Annotated in this window: 14 protein-coding genes; 11 read left to right on the forward strand and 3 right to left on the reverse strand. The window is 73.9% G+C overall.

All coding sequences use genetic code 11. The features are described from left to right. The first annotated feature begins 9 nt into the window (after positions 1-9). Positions 10-1,674: a PucR family transcriptional regulator gene (locus IEZ25_RS22300; protein WP_191199979.1), complete on the forward strand. Its 1,665-nt coding sequence runs from the start codon at positions 10-12 to the stop codon at positions 1,672-1,674. Positions 1,675-1,716: 42 nt separating this feature from the next. Here IEZ25_RS22300 and ilvA read toward each other — a convergent pair whose 3' ends face one another. Then, positions 1,717-2,961 (reverse strand): threonine ammonia-lyase IlvA, encoded by a 1,245-nt coding sequence (ilvA, locus tag IEZ25_RS13620; RefSeq protein ID WP_191199980.1) that lies wholly within the window; start codon positions 2,959-2,961, stop codon positions 1,717-1,719. Between the two features lie 186 nt (positions 2,962-3,147). Between ilvA and IEZ25_RS13625 the strand changes: the two genes are divergently transcribed. Then, positions 3,148-4,527: an L-serine ammonia-lyase gene (locus tag IEZ25_RS13625; protein ID WP_191199981.1), complete on the forward strand. Its 1,380-nt coding sequence runs from the start codon at positions 3,148-3,150 to the stop codon at positions 4,525-4,527. 15 nt (positions 4,528-4,542) lie between these two features. Here the strand turns inward: IEZ25_RS13625 and IEZ25_RS13630 are convergent, their stop codons facing one another. Beyond that, a complete protein-coding gene (locus IEZ25_RS13630; protein ID WP_191199982.1) occupies positions 4,543-5,793 on the reverse strand; it encodes an MFS transporter in 1,251 nt (416 codons plus the stop codon). A 166-nt stretch (positions 5,794-5,959) separates the two neighbouring features. Here IEZ25_RS13630 and IEZ25_RS13635 point away from each other — a divergent pair, with 166 nt between their 5' ends. From IEZ25_RS13635 to IEZ25_RS13660, 6 genes are all read left to right on the forward strand, one after another. Next, entirely contained in the window at positions 5,960-7,021 is a 1,062-nt protein-coding gene (locus tag IEZ25_RS13635) for an NADPH:quinone reductase (RefSeq protein ID WP_318152223.1), read from the forward strand. A 117-nt stretch (positions 7,022-7,138) separates the two neighbouring features. Beyond that, positions 7,139-7,819 (forward strand): response regulator transcription factor, encoded by a 681-nt coding sequence (locus IEZ25_RS13640; protein WP_191199983.1) that lies wholly within the window; start codon positions 7,139-7,141, stop codon positions 7,817-7,819. An 11-nt stretch (positions 7,820-7,830) separates the two neighbouring features. Continuing rightward, positions 7,831-10,089: an aminotransferase class III-fold pyridoxal phosphate-dependent enzyme gene (locus IEZ25_RS13645; protein ID WP_191199984.1), complete on the forward strand. Its 2,259-nt coding sequence runs from the start codon at positions 7,831-7,833 to the stop codon at positions 10,087-10,089. A 10-nt stretch (positions 10,090-10,099) separates the two neighbouring features. Then, entirely contained in the window at positions 10,100-10,798 is a 699-nt protein-coding gene (locus IEZ25_RS13650) for a response regulator transcription factor (RefSeq protein WP_318152224.1), read from the forward strand. Then, on the forward strand, positions 10,795-12,483 hold the full coding sequence (locus IEZ25_RS13655) for a sensor histidine kinase (protein ID WP_191199985.1): 1,689 nt from the start codon (positions 10,795-10,797) through the stop codon (positions 12,481-12,483). The genes IEZ25_RS13650 and IEZ25_RS13655 overlap by 4 nt, the downstream gene beginning before the upstream one ends. A gap of 34 nt (positions 12,484-12,517) precedes the next feature. Then, the gene (locus IEZ25_RS13660) at positions 12,518-13,753 is read left to right on the forward strand and encodes an alpha/beta hydrolase (RefSeq protein ID WP_191199986.1); all 1,236 of its coding nucleotides are present in this window, start codon (positions 12,518-12,520) and stop codon (positions 13,751-13,753) included. A 34-nt stretch (positions 13,754-13,787) separates the two neighbouring features. On the opposite strand, the gene IEZ25_RS13665 is transcribed toward IEZ25_RS13660, so the two are convergent. Next, positions 13,788-14,096, reverse strand: a complete 309-nt coding sequence (locus tag IEZ25_RS13665) for a CBU_0592 family membrane protein (protein ID WP_191199987.1) — start codon at positions 14,094-14,096, stop codon at positions 13,788-13,790. 118 nt (positions 14,097-14,214) lie between these two features. Between IEZ25_RS13665 and IEZ25_RS13670 the strand changes: the two genes are divergently transcribed. From IEZ25_RS13670 to IEZ25_RS13680, 3 genes are read left to right on the forward strand one after another with little or no spacing between them, the layout of a single operon-like run. Continuing rightward, a complete protein-coding gene (locus IEZ25_RS13670; RefSeq protein ID WP_191199988.1) occupies positions 14,215-15,132 on the forward strand; it encodes a LysR family transcriptional regulator in 918 nt (305 codons plus the stop codon). A 36-nt stretch (positions 15,133-15,168) separates the two neighbouring features. Next, positions 15,169-17,700 (forward strand): ATP-dependent helicase HrpB, encoded by a 2,532-nt coding sequence (gene hrpB / locus IEZ25_RS13675; RefSeq protein WP_318152225.1) that lies wholly within the window; start codon positions 15,169-15,171, stop codon positions 17,698-17,700. Positions 17,701-17,751: 51 nt separating this feature from the next. Further along, positions 17,752-18,318 carry a TerD family protein gene (locus tag IEZ25_RS13680; RefSeq protein ID WP_191199989.1) on the forward strand — a complete coding sequence of 189 codons (567 nt, stop codon included), beginning with the start codon at positions 17,752-17,754 and terminating at the stop codon, positions 18,316-18,318. Positions 18,319-18,418: the final 100 nt, after the last annotated feature.

The raw sequence follows: 18,418 nt of genomic DNA on the forward strand, positions 1-18,418 counted from the left end.
GTGACCTCCGTGGACCTCGACCAGCCGCGGCCCCGGCTCAGCCTCCGCCGGGTGCTCGACGACCTCGGCGTCACCTTCCTCGACCTCGTGCTCGGGCAGGCGGACGAGTCCGGCGAGGTCGGTGGCGTGGCGATCTGGGACGCCGCGGACCCGCCGTCGCTGCCGCCCCGCGCCCTCGTGCTCGGCGTGGGGGTCTCCGACCCCCACGAGGTGCGCGAGCTGCTCGCGCACGTCGCCGACCACGACGTGGCCGGAGTGGTGCTGCGCGCGCCGGTGCAGCACGACGCGGACGTCACCGAGCTGGCCGGGCGCACGGGAGCGTGCGTCCTGGGACTGTCACGGGGTGCCTCCTGGGCCCAGCTCACCGAGATGATCCGCTCGATGCTGACACCCGGCGACCTGCCGGCCGGCCAGCAGTCGCCGGACTCCCTCGGTGGCCTGCCGTCGGGTGACCTGTTCGCCGTCGCCAACGCCGTCGCCGCCCTCATGGGCGCGCCGATCACCATCGAGGACCGCAGCTCGCGCGTGCTGGCCTTCTCGGGTCGGCAGGACGAGGCCGATCCCTCCCGCGTGGAGACGATCCTGGGCCGTCAGGTGCCCGAGCGCTACGCCCGGATCCTGCAGGAGCGCGGGGTGTTCCGCGCCCTCAACCGCAGCGACGACCCGGTCTTCATCGAGCCGCTGCCGTCGGAGGAGGGCCGGTTCACGATGCCGCGCGTCGCGATCGCCGTGCGCGCCGGGGACGAGGTGCTCGGCTCCGTGTGGGCGGCGGTCAGCGAGCGGCCGGACGCCGCGCGCCTGGAGGTCCTGCAGGACTCGGCCAAGCTGGTCGCGCTCCACATGCTGCGCCACCGGGCGGGCTCCGACGCCGCCCGACGGATCCGCGCCGACCTGCTCAGCACCTCGCTCGCCGGGGGCACCAACGCCCACGACGCCCTGGTGCGTCTCGGGCTCGCCGGACGACCGCTGACCGTGCTGGGCCTGCGCCTGGTGCTGCCGCCCGGCGAGGAGCAGTCCGATGTCGGACCGGACGACGCATCCGTCGCGCAGGAGCGACAGCGGCTGACGGACGCGTTCGCGATGCACCTGGCCGCGGTGCAGCCGGTCTCGGCCGTCGCGGCGATCGGCGACACGACCTACGGACTGCTCGCCGCCGCCGAGCCGCTCGACGAGGCCGAGGGCCGGGCCGCCCGCCTGCTCGCCGACTTCGTCGCTCGCGTGGACGACCGCGTGCACCCCCTCGCCGCCGTGGGTCCGCTGGCCGCGGACCTCCAGGGCATCACCCGCAGCCGGATCGGCGTGGACCGGGTGCTCCGGGTGCTCGCCGAGGGGGGCGGGGGCCATCGTGTGGGCCGGCTCGAGGAGCTGCAGGGACAGGCGATGGTGCTCGACCTGCGTGACCAGGCCGTCCAGCGGGGCGAGCAGGTCCGCGGCGGACTGGCCCGTCTGCTGGCCTACGACGACCAGCACGGCTCGCAGCTCGTCGGCACGCTGCGCGCCTGGCTCGACGCGCTCGGCGACGTGGGCGTCGCGGCCGAGCAGATGTTCGTGCACCCCAACACCTTCCGCTACCGGCTGCGCCGGGTCGCGGAGGTCGGCGAGGTCGACCTGGACGACGCGGAGCAGCGCTTCTCGCTGATGCTGCAGCTGCGGGTGTTCGGGCTCGGCCGCTGAGCCGGGTGCCGGGGCGGGCTCAGCCGCCACGGTGGGAGCGGGCTACTGCACGAAGCGGAACAGCGGGCTGCTGGGCTCGACGAGCTCGACGCGGAGGGCTGAGTCGGCCATCCGGCGCAGCAGCGGCTCGTAGTCCTCGCGCCGCTGGAGCTCCAGCCCGACCAGGGCGGGCCCGGTCTCGCGGTTGGACCGCTTGACGTACTCGAAGAGCGTGATGTCGTCGTCGGGCCCCAGGACCTCGTCGAGGAAGCGCCGCAGGGCGCCGGGCTCCTGGGGGAAGTCGACGAGGAAGTAGTGCTTGAGCCCCTCGTGCACGAGCGCGCGCTCGACGACCTCGGCGTAGCGGCTGACGTCGTTGTTGCCCCCGGAGAGCACGCACACGACGCTCGAGCCGGCGGCGAGGTCGAGCGGCAGCCGCAGCGCTGCCGGGGCGAGCGCGCCGGCGGGCTCGGCGATGATGCCGTCGGACTGGTAGAGGTCGAGCATCTCCACGCACGCCAGGCCCTCGGGGACGGTGGTCATCCGGGGCCGGTGCCGGAGGACGGCGTCGTAGGTCGTGGTGCCGACGCGTCGGACCGCGGCGCCGTCGATGAATCCGTCGAGAGTGGGCAGGTCGACAGGACCGCCGGCGTCGAGGGCCGCGGCCATCGAGGCGGCTCCGGCGGGCTCGGCGCCGATGACGGTGGTGGTCGGCGACCGCTCGGCGAGGAGCGCGAGCACGCCCGCGAGAAGACCCCCGCCGCCGACGGGCACGACGACGGCGTCCGGCGGCTGCGGCAGCTGGTCGAGCAGCTCGGCGGCCACCGTGCCCTGGCCGGCGACCGTGCGGTCGTCGTCGAAGGCCGGCACGGGCGTCGCGCCCGTCTCGACGGCGTACGCGTGGGAGAGCGCGGCAGCGTCGTCGTAGGTGTCGCCGTCGACGACCACGTCGACGAAGTCGCCACCCAGCAGCGCGATCCGCGCACGCTTCTGGCGCGGTGTGGTGCGGGGGAGGTGGATCCTCGCGTGGACCCCGGTGCGGGCGCAGGCGAAGGCGACGCCCTGCGCATGGTTGCCCGCGCTCGCGCAGGTGACGCCCGCGGCACGCTCGTCGGCGGACAGTCGGCTGATGAGGTTGTAGGCACCGCGGGCCTTGTAGGAGCGGACCTCCTGCAGGTCCTCGCGCTTGAGCCACACGTCGAGGCCGGTCAGGGCGGAGAGCCGCGGCGAGCGGTGCAGCGGCGTACGTCCGACGACGCCTGAGAGACGGGCTGCGGCGTCCTCGACGTCCTGCGCGGAGACGGTCATGGACCAAGGGTGGCAGTTGCCGGTCGTCGGCTCGCACGAGGACCTTTCGGACGAGATGTCCACGCCCGAGGTGTTGCGTCCTGAGCAACCCGTTGCGCTGAACGCGACGAAAACCTTGTGCTGCGTGCTCCGCGACCTCATGATCGAGGTCTGCCGACCTCAGTGTCCGCGGCGGAGGGAAACGCGATGACCATCAGCGTGTTCGACCTGTTCAAGGTCGGCATCGGCCCGTCGAGCTCGCACACCGTCGGGCCGATGAGGGCGGCGTACCTCTTCTCGTCCGGCCTGGCCGCGGACGGCCTGCTCGACGAGGTCGCGCACGTGCGCGTGGAGCTGTTCGGGTCGCTCGGCGCGACCGGGCACGGGCACGGCAGCGTGAAGGCGGTCGTGCTCGGCCTCGCGGGCGAGCAGCCGCACCTCGTCGACCCGGTCGCCGCCGACCCGATGGTGCAGCACGTGCGCGACACCGGCGAGCTGCTGCTCGCGGGCACGCACCGGATCGCCTTCGACGCCGACGAGGACGTCGTGATGCACCGCCGCAAGCGGCTGGAGTTCCACACCAACGGCATGGTCTTCCAGGCCAGCGACGCCTCCGGCGCCGAGCTGCGGCGCCGGGAGTACTACTCCGTCGGAGGCGGCTTCGTGCTCGACGAGGACGACGTCGGCAACCCCGTGCTCGTCCCCGACCAGACGCCGGTGCCGCACCCGTTCACCACGGCCGACGAGCTGCTCGCGATCACCTGCGAGACCGGGCTGCGGATCAGCGACGTGATGCTCGCCAACGAGCTCGTGCGTCGCTCCGAGGACGAGATCCGGCGGGAGCTGCTCGCGATCTGGGGCGTGATGCAGGAGTGCGTCCAGCGCGGACGCACGACCCGCGGCGTGCTCCCGGGCGGCCTCAGGGTGCGTCGACGCGCCGCCGAGCTGCAGGCCCGGCTGGAGACCGAGGCGGCGGCCGGCGTCGCCGACCCGCTCGAGGCGATGGAGTGGGTGACGCTCTACGCCCTCGCGGTCAACGAGGAGAACGCCGCCGGCGGGCGGATCGTGACGGCGCCGACGAACGGCGCGGCCGGGATCGTCCCGGCGGTGCTGCTCTACTACCACCACTTCGTCCGCGGCTCGGACGACGACGGCATCGTCCGCTTCCTGCTCACCGCCGCCGCGATCGGGCTGCTCTTCAAGGAGAACGCCTCCATCTCCGGTGCCGAGGTCGGCTGCCAGGGCGAGGTCGGGTCCGCGTGCTCGATGGCTGCCGGCGCCCTCGCCGAGGTGCTCGGCGGCACCCCTGAGCAGGTCGAGAACGCCGCCGAGATCGGCATCGAGCACAACCTCGGCCTCACCTGCGACCCCGTCGGGGGCCTCGTGCAGATCCCCTGCATCGAGCGCAACGCCGTCGCGTCCATCAAGGCGATCACCGCCGCCCGGATGGCCGTGCGCGGCGACGGCTCCCACTTCGTCTCGCTCGACAAGGCGATCAAGACGATGCGCGAGACCGGTCGCGACATGAAGGACAAGTACAAGGAGACCGCCCGCGGCGGGCTCGCCCTCAACGTCGTGGAGTGCTGAGCCCGATCAGCACACCTAGAGGGCGCTGAGCGCGTCCGTCGCGTCGGCGGCGGGCGGCGCGGCCGCCCGGGTGGCCGCGCGGAGGCGACGCTGCTGCGTGGTCATCAGCACCACCGCCACCGCGGTGGCCGTGACGGTGACGGCGAAGGCAGCCGTCGCGCCGGACTTGTCGGCGAGCCGCCCGGCGACGCTCGAGCCGAGGGCGTAGCCCAGGCCCGTCGCGCTGGCCAGCATCGTCATCGCCGCGCCGACGCGAGCCGGCGGCACCACGCGCTCGGCGAGGGAGAACACCGCGATCATGTAGGGCGCGACGGCGAGCCCGAGCACCAGCACCGTCGCGGCCGTGCCGAGGAGGCTGTCGACCAGGAGCAGCGGCAGCGAGAGGACGAACAGCGCGCCCGCCGCCACCAGGGCGCGGCGCTCGTGCGGGACGCGCTCGGGGACGTACGCCGTCGCGAGCCCGGCGACCGCGCTGCCGACACCGAGCGTGGCGTGCACGAAGCCGGCGAGGCCGGGGCGTCCCATCTCGGTCGCGAGCACCGTGGCCCCGGTCTGCGTCGCCCCGAAGAGCGAGCCGATCGTCACCTGGGCCACGACGAGCACGAGGAAGGCGGCTCCCACGAGCCGCCCGGTCAGGGCGGGCCGGAGCCCGTCGTGGGCGAGCCGGGCCGAGGGGTCGAGGGCGAAGGCCGACCCGAAGACCGCGAGCAGCCCGGCCGCGAGCAGCAGGGCACCCGAGGGGGAGAACGCGGCGACCGACAGCCCGACCAGCGCCGGGCCGATCGCGAAGGAGGCCTCGTCGGCCGCGCCCTCGTAGGAGAACGCCGCGTCGACGAGTCGGCGCTGGTGGGTGCCGGTCGACCGGGTCAGCGGGCGCCAGCGCACCCGGGCCAGCGGCCCGACCTGGGGCAGCGCCAGCCCGGTGAGCGCGGCCGTCAGGACCACCGCGGCGTCGCCCGCGTCGGCGTGGACCACGGCGACGAGCAGCGCCAGCCCGGCGGCGCCGAGCAGCGACTGGGCCAGGACGACGCCGCGCTGGCCGACCCGGTCGGCGAGGGTGCCGGCGATCGGGGCGCCGACGGCGTTGGCGACGGCGAGGGCACCGGCGCTCAGCCCGCCGAGGCCGTAGCTGCCGCTCGACGTGGCGACGAGGAGGAGGGTGCCGAGCTGGCTCATCGCGAGCGGCAGCCGGCCGACGAACGCCACGACGACGTAGGTCGGGCCGGCGAGCTGGAGAAGTCGGCGGTAGGAGGCGAGAGGGGTCACGGGTGGTCCTTGGGTGCGTCGGAACGACGCGCCGAACCCACCTCCAAGACGCGTGAAACCCTCTGCTCCCCGAAGTCTAGGAGCGGTCCTGGCGACGCACCCAATTCGAGCCGGGTCGAGACCGGCGGCATAGTCCGGCGGTGTCGTGCGTTGTCGCCAGGTGGACGTGACCCCACGCCACGACAGCGACGAGAAGGGCATCCCGATGCGAGCAGTGGTCTACACCGAGAGCGGCGACACCTCCGTGCTGGAGGTGGTCGAGCGCGAGGTCCCCGAGCCGGGGCCGGGTGAGGTCCGGGTGCGGATCGTGCGCGCGGGGGTCAACCCGACCGACTGGAAGTTCCGCGCCGGCGGGATGGGCGAGCTCGCCTTCCCCGAGATCGTGCCGGGCCAGGACGGCGCCGGGGCGGTCGACGCCGTCGGTCCCGACGTGGTGGACCTCGCGGTCGGCGACCGGGTGTGGACCATGCTGGCGCAGCACCAGCGTCCCGGCGGAACGGCGCAGGAGCAGGTCGTCCTCCCGCTCGAGCGCCTCACGAGGCTGCCCGACTCGGCGTCGTACGACGTCGGCGCGGCGCTGGGCGTCCCCGCCGTGACCGCCCACCGCGCGCTCACGACGTCGGAGGACGGACCGGACCGGCTCGCCCCCGGAGCGATGGCGGGCCTCACGGTGCTGGTCGCCGGCGGCGCGGGTGCCGTGGGCAACGCGGCCGTCCAGCTCGCCCGCTGGGCCGGCGCGACGGTCATCAGCACGGTGAGCAGCGCGGAGAAGGCGACCCTCGCCACCGCCGCCGGCGCCCACCACACGGTGAACTACCGCGACGGCGACACTGCCACCGCGATCCGCGACCTGGCTCCCGACGGCGTCGACCTCGTCGTCGAGGTGGCGCCCGCGCAGAACCTCGGGCTCGACCTCCAGGTCATCAACCCCCGCGGCACGATCGCGATCTACGCCAACAACGGCGGCAACGAGATCACCCTCGGTGTGCGCGAGACCTTCTCGACCAACGCGCGCTTCCAGTGGGTGCTGCTCTACACCGTCGGCCAGGCGGCACTCCGCGCGGCGGCCGAGGACATCACCGCCGCCCTCGAGGACGGCGCCTTCGGGATCGGCGAGGACCGTGGCCTGCCGCTGCACCGCTACCCGCTCAAGGAGACCGCCGCCGCACACGCCGCGGTCGAGGACGGCGCGGTCGGCAAGGTCCTGCTCGAGGTGAGCGATGCCTGACCGGTCTCGGTCGGGAGGCGGACCAGGGACGAACGGTCACGGTCTCGTGCCGGACGGTGTATCTCTTGTGGCGGAAAGGTAAAGAAACCGTGCTCCTCGGGCTCCTATGCTCAGGGGGTGCACGTGCTGATGGTGGAGGATGACGAGGACCTCGCGACCTCGTTGGCGCACCTGTTCCGTGCCGGGGGGTTCGAGGCGTCGATGGTCGCGACGGGTCAGGCGGCCATCACGGCCATCGAGGACTCCCCGCCCGACCTGCTGATCCTCGACCTGACGCTGCCGGACATGGACGGCGTCGAGGTCTGCCAGGTGCTGCGCACGCTGGGCTACAACGGCGGGCTGGTCATCATGTCGGCCCGCAGCGACGAGCTCGACGTCGTCGCGGGGCTCGACGCCGGCGCCGACGACTACCTGGTCAAGCCGTGCTCGATCGCCGAGCTGCAGTCGCGGGTCCGATCGGTGCTGCGTCGGGTGCACCGCACCTACGACGCCAGCGCGCAGGGACTCGCCGACAAGCCGGTCCTCGAGGTCGTCGACCACCACATCACCTTCGACGGCGAGGAGATCACCACCCGCGGCCGGGAGTTCGACGTGCTCTCCCTGCTCATCGCCCAGCGTGGACGCGTCGTCATGCGCGAGACCCTCATGGACAAGGTGTGGGGCACCGACTGGGAGGGCTCGCCGATGGTCCTCTCCGCCGCCATCGGCCGGATCCGCGGCCGGCTCGACGCGGTCGGCGCCTCCGAGCAGGTCGAGAACGTCCGCGGCGTCGGCTTCCGGCTCTCCTCCTCCGACTGACGCGGGCCTCGATGGTGCACGCGGTGATGGACGAGCCCGCGCCGCGGCTCGCGCCCGAGCGCGTCCGCCGACTGGTGCCCGAGCGGTGGGGCGTGCCCGCCGGAGCGGTGCGAGCGCTCGCCAGCGAGCGCGACCTCAACGTGCTGGTCGACGGGCACGTGCTCAAGGTCTCCAACCCCGCCGAGGACCGGGCGCTGGTCGAGATGGAGGTCGCCGCGACGCGCCACGTCGCCGCCGTCGACCCGTCGCTGCCGATCCCGCGGGTCGCGGACGGCACGGGCCTCGGCCCGGTCGTCGAGATCGCCGACGACGAGGGTCGTGACTGCCTGGCGCGCCTCATCACGGTCGTGCCCGGCGAGCAGCTGGAGGGCATGGTCGTCACCGAGGACCTCGCCGAGCAGGTCGGCGCGGCAGCGGCACGCGTCGCCCGGGCGCTGCGGGGCTTCTTCCACCCGGCCGCCGGTCACCGCGACCTCGACTGGGACGTACGCCGTCTTCCGCAGGTGGCCGCCGACCTGCCCCGGGGCGATCCGCTGCGTGCTCTCGTCGACCGCGTCACGCCGGCACTCGCGCGGTGCCCCGCGCTCCCCGGCGGCATCCACCACGCCGACGTCACCCTGACGAACCTCCTCGTCACCGACGGCACCGTCACCGGCGTCATCGACTTCGGCGACATGCACCACACAGCCGACGTCGCCGACCTCGCGGTGACGCTGGCCTCGGTGCTGCGCAACACCAGCGAGACCCAGGTCTGCTCGCTCTGGGAGCTCGCGGGTGCGACGCTCCGCGGCTACCAGCGCTCCCGGCCCCTGACGCCCGACGAGGTCGACGTGCTCGGCGAGCTGGTCCTGGCGCGCCTCGCGCTCAGCGCGATCATCTCGCGCGAGCGCGCCGCGGCCCACCCGGACAACACCGACTACATCACCCAGTACGACGACGCCGACACACGGACGACGACCGAGCTGGCGCGGCTCTCGCCCACCGAGCTCGCCGCCCGCCTCCACCGGCTGGCCGGGACGTCGTCGGCCCCCTGGTCCGAGGTCCGCGAGCGGCGGGTCGCCGCGATGGGTGGCCCGGTCGCCCCGTTGTTCTACGACGAGCCGCTCGAGATCGTCCGCGGCGAGGGTGCGTGGCTGACCGACGCCTCCGGGCGTCGCTACCTCGACGCCTACAACAACGTCGCGGTCGTCGGCCACGCCGACCCGACGGTGGCCCAGCGGGTCTCGCGCCAGCTCCGCACCGTCAACACCCACTCCCGCTACCTCCACCCCGAGGTCGTCGAGCTCGCCGAGCGGCTCGCCGCCACCATGCCCGACGGGCTCGACACCGTGCTGTTCACGACGTCGGGCACCGAGGCCAACGAGGTGGCCTGGCGCCTGGCCACGGAGCTCAACGGGGGCACCGGCGCGCTGGTCGTCGAGCACAGCTATCACGGCAGCACGAAGTGGATGGCCGACCTCAGCTCCAACGAGTGGCCGCCGGGGCACCGGCCGTCGGCCGTCGGGACCTTCCGCGCACCGATCCGCCCGGCCGACCTGTCGGCCGCGGCGACCGGCGAGCAGGTGCAGGCCGCGGCCCGCATGCTCGCCGGTGCCGGACACCCGCCGGCACTGCTCCTCGCCGACTCGGGCTTCACCAGCGAAGGCGTCCACGACGCGCCGGCGTCGTACTTCGAGGGCCTGCTCGCCGGTGCCCACGCAGCCGGTGCCCTCTACCTCGCCGACGAGGTGCAGGTCGGCTACGGCCGCACGGGTCCGGGGCTCTGGCGCTTCCGGCAGTCCGGCGTCGTGCCCGACCTCGTCACGCTCGGCAAGCCGATGGGTGCGGGCTACCCGATGGGCGCGGTGGTCACCCGACGTGAGCTCGTCGACCACTTCGCCGGCCGCTACGAGTACTTCTCGACCTTCGCCGCCACCCCGGCCGCGGCCGCTGCAGGCAACGCGGTGCTGGACGTCCTCGAGGACCGCGGCCTGCCGGAGCGGGCGGTGATCACGGGCGGCCACCTGGTCGAGCGGTTGCGCGCGCTCGCCGCGGACTCCGACCTGCTCGGCGAGGTGCGGGGCACGGGCCTGGTGGTCGGCGTCGACGTCGTCGACCGTCCGACCGCACGGCGGCTGCTGCAGGCGCTGGTCCTCCGGGGTGTGCTCGCCGGGCTGACCGGTCGTGACGGCGCCGTGCTCAAGGTGCGCCCACCGCTGGTCTGGGACGAGACGCACGTCGACGTCTTCGTGGACTGCCTGGAGCGTTCGCTGACCTCCCTCGCCCCTTAAGGTCGGGCGCGTGGCACGGATCCTGGTCGCCGAGGACGACCCCAAGCAGGCCGAGCTGGTCCGGCGCTACGCGGTCGCCGAGGGCCATGACGTGACGGTGGTCGGTGACGGGCGCGAGGCCGTCGACGTCGTCCGCCGCCGGGTCCCCGACCTGCTCGTGCTCGACGTGATGATGCCCGGCATGGACGGCCTCGACGTGTGCCGCATCCTGCGCGCCGACGAGGCGACGGAGTCGGTCCCGATCCTGATGCTGACCGCACGAGCGACCGAGGACGACCTGCTCCACGGCCTCGACCTCGGCGCCGACGACTACCTGACCAAGCCCTACAGCCCCCGCGAGCTGATGGCCCGCATCCGCTCGCTGCTGCGCCGCCGGCGCATCGACGCCGCGGAGGCCGGCCGCTCCGCGGTGGCGCTCGGCCCGCTGACGGTGTCACCGGCCACGCACGAGGTCCGCTGGCACGGCGAGGTCGTCACCTGCACGCCCGGCGAGCTGCTGCTCCTCGAGGCTCTCGCCGCCGAGCCGGGCCGGGTGTTCTCGCGCGCGCAGCTGCTCACCCGGCTGCACGGCCACGGCGACGCGGCGTACGTCACGCCCCGCACCGTCGACGTCCACGTGGCCAACCTCCGCAAGAAGCTCGACCCCGCGCTGATCCGCACCGTCCACGGCGTGGGGTACGCCGCCGCGGACCCCTCGGCCCCCTCATGACCGCGCCGTCGGACCGCGTGCCGTGGCGGCGCAGCCTGTTCGTCCGGCTGTTCGCGCTGGCCGCGGTGATCGTGCTGGTCGCGGTCGCCGCGACCACCTGGGCGACCGTGCGGGCGACCTCCGTCGCGGTCCGCGAGAGCCAGGCCGCCTCGCTCGAGGAGGACGCCCGCGCCTACGACGCCCTCGTCGAGCACGCCGCCACCCATCGCGGCTGGGGCGGCGCCGCCGACCTCGTCGCCGATCTCGCCGACGAGCTCGGCCGCCCCGTCACCATCACCGATCTCACCGGTGCCGTGCTGCTCGACTCCGACGGCGGCACCGAGTCGCGCGCACCCGCTGCTGCCCGTGCCACGCTCGACGTCCTGGACGTCGATCCGGTCCTCCGCGACCCGCTCGACGTCGTCTCGACGCCGGCCGAGCAGCTCGTGCCAGCTCCGTGCGACCGCGGCGAGAGGTGCCGGGTCTACGCCGTCGCGACCACCGGCCAGGTCGACGGCCGGGTCGCTGCCTCGCCCGAGAGGCTGACGACCGTGATCACCCGCGTCCAGCGGCGGACCGACCGGTGCCTGCGGGCGGCCGGGCTGCCGCGCGTGCTCTCGGTCCGCGACGATTTCTCCGCGATCGTGCCCTACCGCCGCGGCCACGACACCGTCTCGCAGTGCCTCGACCGGGCCGGGCGCGACGTGCTCGGGCCCTTCGTCGCACCGCCCGCGCTGCTCTACCTCGACGCCGACCCGGCCCCGCCCGAGGTGTTGTGGGACCTCTCGCCTGCCAGCCAGGAGCGGATCGGCCTGCTCGCGGGGGGCGTGCTGCTGGTGACACTGCTGCTCTGCGCGCTCCTGGCCGGCAGCATCGTGCGTCCCCTGCGACGGATGGCCGAGGCCGCGCACCGGGCCGGCGAGGGCGACCTGTCGGTCCGGGTGCCCGTCCGACGACAGGACGAGGTCGGCGAGGTCGGCTCGGCCTTCAACCTGATGGCCGAGCGCCGCGCCGCCGACGACGAGGCCCGCACCCGGCTGACCAGCGACGTCTCCCACGAGCTGCGCACCCCGCTGGCCAACGTCCGCGGTTGGCTCGAGGCCGCGCAGGACGGGCTCGTCGACACCGACCGGGAGCTGCTCGACAGCCTCCACGACGAGACCCTGCTCCTGCAGCGGTTGGTCGACGACCTGCGCGACCTCGCCGTCGGCGACGCCGGCGGGCTGGTCCTCGACCTCGAGCCCGTCGACCTCGGGGAGCTCGTCGAGCGGATCGCGCAGTCCTTCGGCGGTGTCGCCGGGACCGGGGGTGTGACGCTTTCCGTATCGGCCGGCCGCGCCGCGGTCGTCGACGCCGACCCGGTGCGGCTGCGCCAGGCGATCGCCAACCTCGTCGCCAACGCCCTACGTCACACGACGCGCGGCGGGACCGTCACCCTGCACGCCGGACCCGGCGTGATCGAGGTCGTCGACACCGGCGAGGGCATCTCGGCTGCGGAGCTGCCGCACGTCTTCGACCGGTTCCGGCGGGTCGACCCGTCGCGCAGCCGGGTCACGGGCGGCAGCGGGCTCGGGTTGGCGATCGTGCGCCAGATCATCGAGGCCCACGGCGGCACCGTCACCCTCGAGAGCGAGCCCGGGGTCCGGACCGTCGCGACCGTCCGGCTGCCGCAGCCCACGGCTGACGGATGTGTGACACCGTCCTGACACGTTCCTGACATCCCTCGGCCAGCGTGCAGGCATGAATCGCCACCACCTGCTGCCAGGGCTCCTGCGACGCGGGCTGACCCTCGCCGTCGTCGGCCTGCTCGCCTCGTCGCTCACCGCCACCACGACGGCCTACGCCGCTTCCGTCGGCACGGTCGACCGCACGGGCTCCGACGCCGGCATCGAGGTCGCGGTCTACGACTACGACCTCGGTGACGCGGCGATGACCGTGCCCGGCTTCCACGGCTTCACCGACGACGGCGCGGTGACGAAGGACCGCGCGGCGATCGAGCTGACCGGCCGGGTCTACGCGCCGGTCGACGCCGCCGGCCGCCACCTGCCGGTGGTCGTGCTCGCACACGGGCTCTTCTGGACCTGCGCCAACGACACGAGCGGCAAGGCCGAGGGGAGCTGGCCGTGTCGCGAGCGCTTCGTGGGCATCCACAGCGACCAGGGCTACGACTACCTCGGCCAGACGCTGGCGGCCCGCGGGATGCTCGTGGTCTCCGTCGGCGCCAACGGCGTCAACGCCGGTGAGCTCGGCGAGGTGGCCGACCGGGCCCGCGCCCTCGTCGCCTTCCGCCACCTGCGGCTGTGGCAGAGGCTCACCGAGCGGGGCAGCGGCCGGCTGGTCGGCGCGCTGACCGACGCGACGACCGGTCAGCCGGTGACGCCGGACCTCGCAGATGCTGCGGACTTCCAGCGCGTCGGCCTGATGGGTCACTCCCGCGGCGGCCGCGGGATGATGTGGGCCGCGGCGAAGAAGAACCGCCACCTCGTGCCCGACGGCGTACGCCTGCGCGCGGTGTTCGGCATGGCCGCCGCCGAACCGCCGTTCATGGACCGCGCGTTCAAGCGCCTGCAGGTCACCGACGTGCCGCTGATGACGTGGGGCGGCACCTGCGACGCGACCGGTGCCGACGAGTTCAACCGGCTCGCCCGGCGGGCGCACAACCGGGTCAACATCCACATCACCGTGCACGGCGCCAACCACAACAACCTCAACACCCGATGGGCGGCGAGCAGTGGTCTGCCGGGTGGAGAGGACGACGCGTCGCACCCGAAGGGACGCCCGGGCCGGTGCTACACCCGGGACGGCGGTCTGACCAGGACCCTCGGCGAGGACGACGAGCGCACCGTCGCCGCGACCTACATCGAGGCCTTCTTCGCCCGCCGCCTGCAGGGCGACCGGTCGTTCGACGCGGTGCTGGCGGGGACGAGCAAGCCGGTGGAGGGCCTCACCCGGGTGGACGTGACGTCCTACCGCTGACACCCGACTGCCCGGTCCGGCGCCTCCGTGGGCGTCAGACCAGGCAGTCGGTCAGCGGCTCGTAGAGCGCCTCGATCGCCGACCGCGCGCGCGAGCGGCGGCTGCGGACCCGGCGGCGTACCTCGACCACGATGCTCTGCAGGCCGACGGCGGCCCACACGACGTTGGACGCGACGCTCGGCCACGCGCCGTAGTAGGCGCTGGCAGCACCGCCGAGGAGACCTCCGACGGTGTTCATCAGTGCATAGGTGAGCGAGTCGGAGCCGAGCTTGCCCCGCCAGAGCAGGATGTAGGCCGCGAACGTCCCCATCGTGCCGACCCACCCCAGTGTTGCCGCGATCATCGTGCTGTTCCTGCTTCTCCTCGACGGCTCCCACAGCCGCTGTCCGTTGAAGTGTGAAGCACCGCGAGCATTCAGATCAAACGCACATCTCTACACCAGTGGTTTAGAGTTTCTTAACGTGGAGATCGATCCCCGGCGCCTGCGGTTCCTGCTCGCCGTGGCGCGCTCCGGCGGCGTGCTCGCGGCCGCCGACGACCTGCGCGTCACGCCATCCGCCGTTTCCCAGCAGTTGGCCAGGCTGGAGGCAGAAGTCGGCCGGCCGCTCGTCCGGCGGACGTCGACGGGCACGGTGCTGACCGACGACGGGCTGGCCCTCGCCGAGGCCGCCGAGGACGTCGAGAAGGTGCTGACCGAGGCCAGGGCCCGTCTCGTCGACGACGAGGACGAGCCCGGTGGCACGGTGCGGGTCGGTGGCTTCCACAGCTTCCTGTCGCAGGTGCTGCTGCCGCAGATCCCGGCCTGGCGCGAGCGCCACCCGCGGCTGCACTTCGAGATCGTCGAGTCGGCGGAGGAGGAGACGCTCCGCAAGCTGCGCGCCGGCGAGCTCGACATCGTCATCCTCGAGATCGACGCCGAGCAGACGACCCGCAAGCTGCCGGCCCGCCTCACCGAGACGCCGCTGCTCGACGAGCCCTGGAAGCTCGTGGTCCCCGCCGGCACCATCACCACCGAGGACTCCATCGACCTGGTCCGCCTCGGCCTGCCCTGGCTCGGCGTCGACCCCGACGGTGCCGGCGCGAGCGCCCTCGAGCGCGTCCGCCGCAGCACCGGCAGCGCCATCCCGACTGTCCACCGCTACACCGAGACCCGCTCGGCGCTGGCCCTCGTCGCCGCCGGCGAGGGCATGGCCCTGCTGCCGTCGCTCGCGCTCGAGGGGATCATGCAGGAGGGCGTCGAGACCCTCGACGTCCCCGGGCTGGGCCAGCGCCGCATCGTGCTGCGCCGCCACGAGGGGCGCGGAGTCGCGAAGGTGGTGGACCTCGCGGCGTCGCTCATCCGCGACGCGGCCTCCGCGGTGTCGTTCGGGGTGGACTGACGGCTCCGGGGCAGCCGGGTCAGGCACACTGCACGCGTGTCCGACCCGTTGCGCGACCTGCTCGCCGCACCGCCCGACCTCCCGGTCGCGGCGGGCCTGGAGGCCCTCGTCGAGGCGCTCGGCACGCGCGGGGTCGCGGTGGTCCACGCGCCTCCGGGCACCGGCAAGACGACCCTGGTCCCGCCCGCGGTGGCCGGGGTGGTCGACGGGCGGGTCGTCGTCACACAGCCCAGCCGCATCGCAGCCCGCGCCGCTGCACGTCGGCTGGCGCATCTGCTGGGCGAGCCGGTCGGCGAGACGGTCGGGTACTCGGTGCGCGGCGAGCGACGCACCGGCCGGCGCACACGGGTCGAGGTGGTCACGACGGGCCTGCTGCTCCGCCGGATCCAGCACGATCCCGAGCTGGTCGGTGTCGGGGCCGTCGTGCTCGACGAGGTGCACGAGCGCCACCTCGACGCGGACCTGACCCTGGCGCTGCTCGTCGACGTCCGGACCCATCTGCGCGAGGACCTGTCCCTGCTGGCGATGTCGGCCACCGTCGAGGCCGACCGGACCGCCACCCTGCTCGGCGACGGCACTCCGGTGATCCGCGTCCCCGGTGCCCTGCACCCGGTGCAGACGATCTGGTGCCCGCTGCCCGCGGGAGCGCGTCGTACCGACGACCGGGGCATCACGCCGGCGTTCCACGACCACGTGGCAGCGACCGTGCGTCGTGCGCTGGCCGAGCACGAGGGGGACGTCCTGGTGTTCGTGCCGGGTGTGGCCGAGGTCGAGGCGACCGTACGCCGCCTGGCCGGCGTGGACGCGTCCGTGCACGCCCTGCACGGCCGTCTGTCCGGCGTCGCGCAGGATCGCGCGCTCGCCGAGGGCCCGCGTCGACGGGTGATCGTCTCGACCGCGGTCGCCGAGTCGTCGCTGACGGTGCCAGGCGTACGCGTCGTGGTGGACGCCGGGTTCTCACGCGAGCCGCGCACCGACCACCGTCGCGGACTGGCGTCCCTGGTCACCGTCGCGGTGAGCCGGGCGGCGGCCGAGCAACGGGCCGGGCGGGCCGGACGGCTGGGGCCGGGTGCGGTGCTGCGGTGCTGGTCCGAGGCCGAGCACGCGCACCTGGCCGCCCACCCCGAGCCCGAGATCGCCACCGCCGACCTGACGGCCTTCGCCCTCGAGGTGGCCTGCTGGGGCGGCCCGGGCGTCCGTGACCTGGCGCTGCTCGACCAGCCGCCGGCGCACGCCCTGTCGACGGCCCGGGACGTGCTGATGGACCTGGGTGCGATGACCGAGGACGGCAACGCCACCTCCCGCGGCCGGGTGATCGCCGGTGTGCCGGTCGATCCCAGGCTGGCGCGTGCCCTCATCGACGGGGCGGGTCCGGTCGGCGCGAGGCGGGCCGCGGAGGTGGTCGCCCTGCTGAGCGAGGACGTACGTGCTCCCGGCGGGGACCTGGTCGCTGCTCTCCGCTCGCTGCGCGGTGACCAGCGGGCGGGATCGTGGCGCCGCCAGGTCGCCCGGCTGGAGGAGGTCGTCGCTCGGCAGTCCTCCGCCGGTGGTCGGGGGGTGACGTCGAGCCCCGCTCGAGCGCTGACCGATGACGTGGCGGTCGGACTGGTGGTGGCGCTGGCCCACCCGGACCGGATCGCGCGCAAGCGCTCCGGCACGTCGAGCTACCTGATGGCGTCGGGGACGGGCGCCGCGCTCGATCCACGTGACCCCGGCCCGCTGGCCGGGCTGGAGTGGCTCGCGGTCGGCGACGCACAGCGACGGCCCGGGGAGCGGGAGGCCCGGATCCGGGCGGCGGCACCCCTGACCGAGGACCTCGCGCTGGAGGCAGCGGGGTCGTCGTGGACCGAGGTCGACGAGGTCACCTGGACCGGTGGGCGGGTGCTGGCTCGCCGCCGCACGCTGCTCGGCGCGATCGAGCTCAGCTCGGTGCCGCTCAGCGATCCACCCGCCCAGGCCGTGAGCGGCGCGATCCGGGAGGCCGTCGCGACCGAGGGCATCGCCCTCCTCTCGTGGACGCCGGCGGCCACGGCGCTGCGTGCCCGCCTGGACTTCCTGCACCGCGCGCTGGGTGCCCCGTGGCCCGACGTGGGCGACGCGGCGCTCACCCGGGACCTCGACACCTGGCTCGGGACGCAGCTGGCGCGGGTGCGCTCGGCGCAGGACCTGCGTCGGATCGACGTGACGGCTGCCCTGCGGGCGATGGTGCCGTGGTCGGAGGCCGGCAGGCTCGACGACCTGGCCCCCGAGCAGGTCGAGGTGCCCAGCGGGTCGCGCGTGCGGGTCGACTACTCCCAGGAGCAGCCGGTGCTCGCCGTGCGGCTGCAGGAGGTCTTCGGTTGGACCGCGGCACCGGTCCTGGCCGACGGTCGGGTCCCACTGCTGCTGCACCTGCTCTCGCCGGCGCGACGCCCGGCGGCCGTGACCGCAGACCTGGAGTCCTTCTGGGACAACGGCTACCCGGGCGTGCGCGCCGACCTGCGGGGGCGCTACCCCAAGCACGCCTGGCCCGAGGACCCACGCACCGCACCGGCCACCGCGCGTACGAAGCGAGCTCGTCAGGACTGAGTGGACGGTCGCGGTAGGTTCGGGAGCATCGACGACCGACGGGAGCGACCTGTGATCGAGCTGACCGAGGGTCAGGAAGTCAGGCTCGCCTCCGCGGGCGGGAAAGAGCTGTCGAAGGTGCAGATGGCCGTCGGCTGGGACCACGCCCCGACGGCCGGCTTCATCGGCAGCGGTGCAGCGCCCATCGACCTCGACGCCTCGGCCGTCCAGTTCGCCGGCGGCCAGTTCTTCGACCTCGCCTTCTTCAACCACCTGGCGACCCGGGACGGATCGGTGGTCCACCTCGGCGACAACACCACCGGGAAGGGCGAGGGCGACGACGAGGTGATCACGGTCGACCTGGATCGGGTCTACCCCAAGGTCGAGTCGATCCTCTTCCTGGTCACGAGCTATCAGGGCCACTCCCTGGAATACGTCCGCAACGCCTACTGCCGCCTCGTCGACGACGACGGCACCGAGCTGGCCCGGTTCACCATCACCCTCGGGGTCCGGGAGACCGGGCTCGTCATGGCGAAGCTGTCCCGCGACGGGTCGGGCTGGAAGCTCGGCGCGATCGGCACCGGCATCGCCCTCAAGACGCCCACGGACTCGCTCGAGTCGCTCCTGCCGTTCGTCTGAGCGGTGGCGTTCGCGGCCGACAGTGCCGTCGCCCGTCGGCTGCGACCGATCGGCGACGCGGCCGGTGACGGCTCCTTGCTTGCTCTCCGGGAGGACGACG

The sequence above is a fragment of the Nocardioides hwasunensis genome (assembly GCF_014779665.1).
In the GTDB taxonomy this organism is placed as follows: domain Bacteria; phylum Actinomycetota; class Actinomycetes; order Propionibacteriales; family Nocardioidaceae; genus Nocardioides; species Nocardioides hwasunensis.

Excerpts from the sequence above, each read along its gene's own strand:
- IEZ25_RS13665 (WP_191199987.1), bottom strand. The coding sequence starts at position 14,096 with ATGATCGCGGCAACACTGGGGTGGGTCGGCACGATGGGGACGTTCGCG.
- IEZ25_RS13655 (WP_191199985.1), top strand. The coding sequence starts at position 10,795 with ATGACCGCGCCGTCGGACCGCGTGCCGTGGCGGCGCAGCCTGTTCGTC.
- ilvA (WP_191199980.1), bottom strand. The coding sequence starts at position 2,961 with ATGACCGTCTCCGCGCAGGACGTCGAGGACGCCGCAGCCCGTCTCTCA.
- IEZ25_RS13660 (WP_191199986.1), top strand. The coding sequence starts at position 12,518 with ATGAATCGCCACCACCTGCTGCCAGGGCTCCTGCGACGCGGGCTGACC.
- IEZ25_RS13625 (WP_191199981.1), top strand. The coding sequence starts at position 3,148 with ATGACCATCAGCGTGTTCGACCTGTTCAAGGTCGGCATCGGCCCGTCG.
- IEZ25_RS13645 (WP_191199984.1), top strand. The coding sequence starts at position 7,831 with ATGGTGCACGCGGTGATGGACGAGCCCGCGCCGCGGCTCGCGCCCGAG.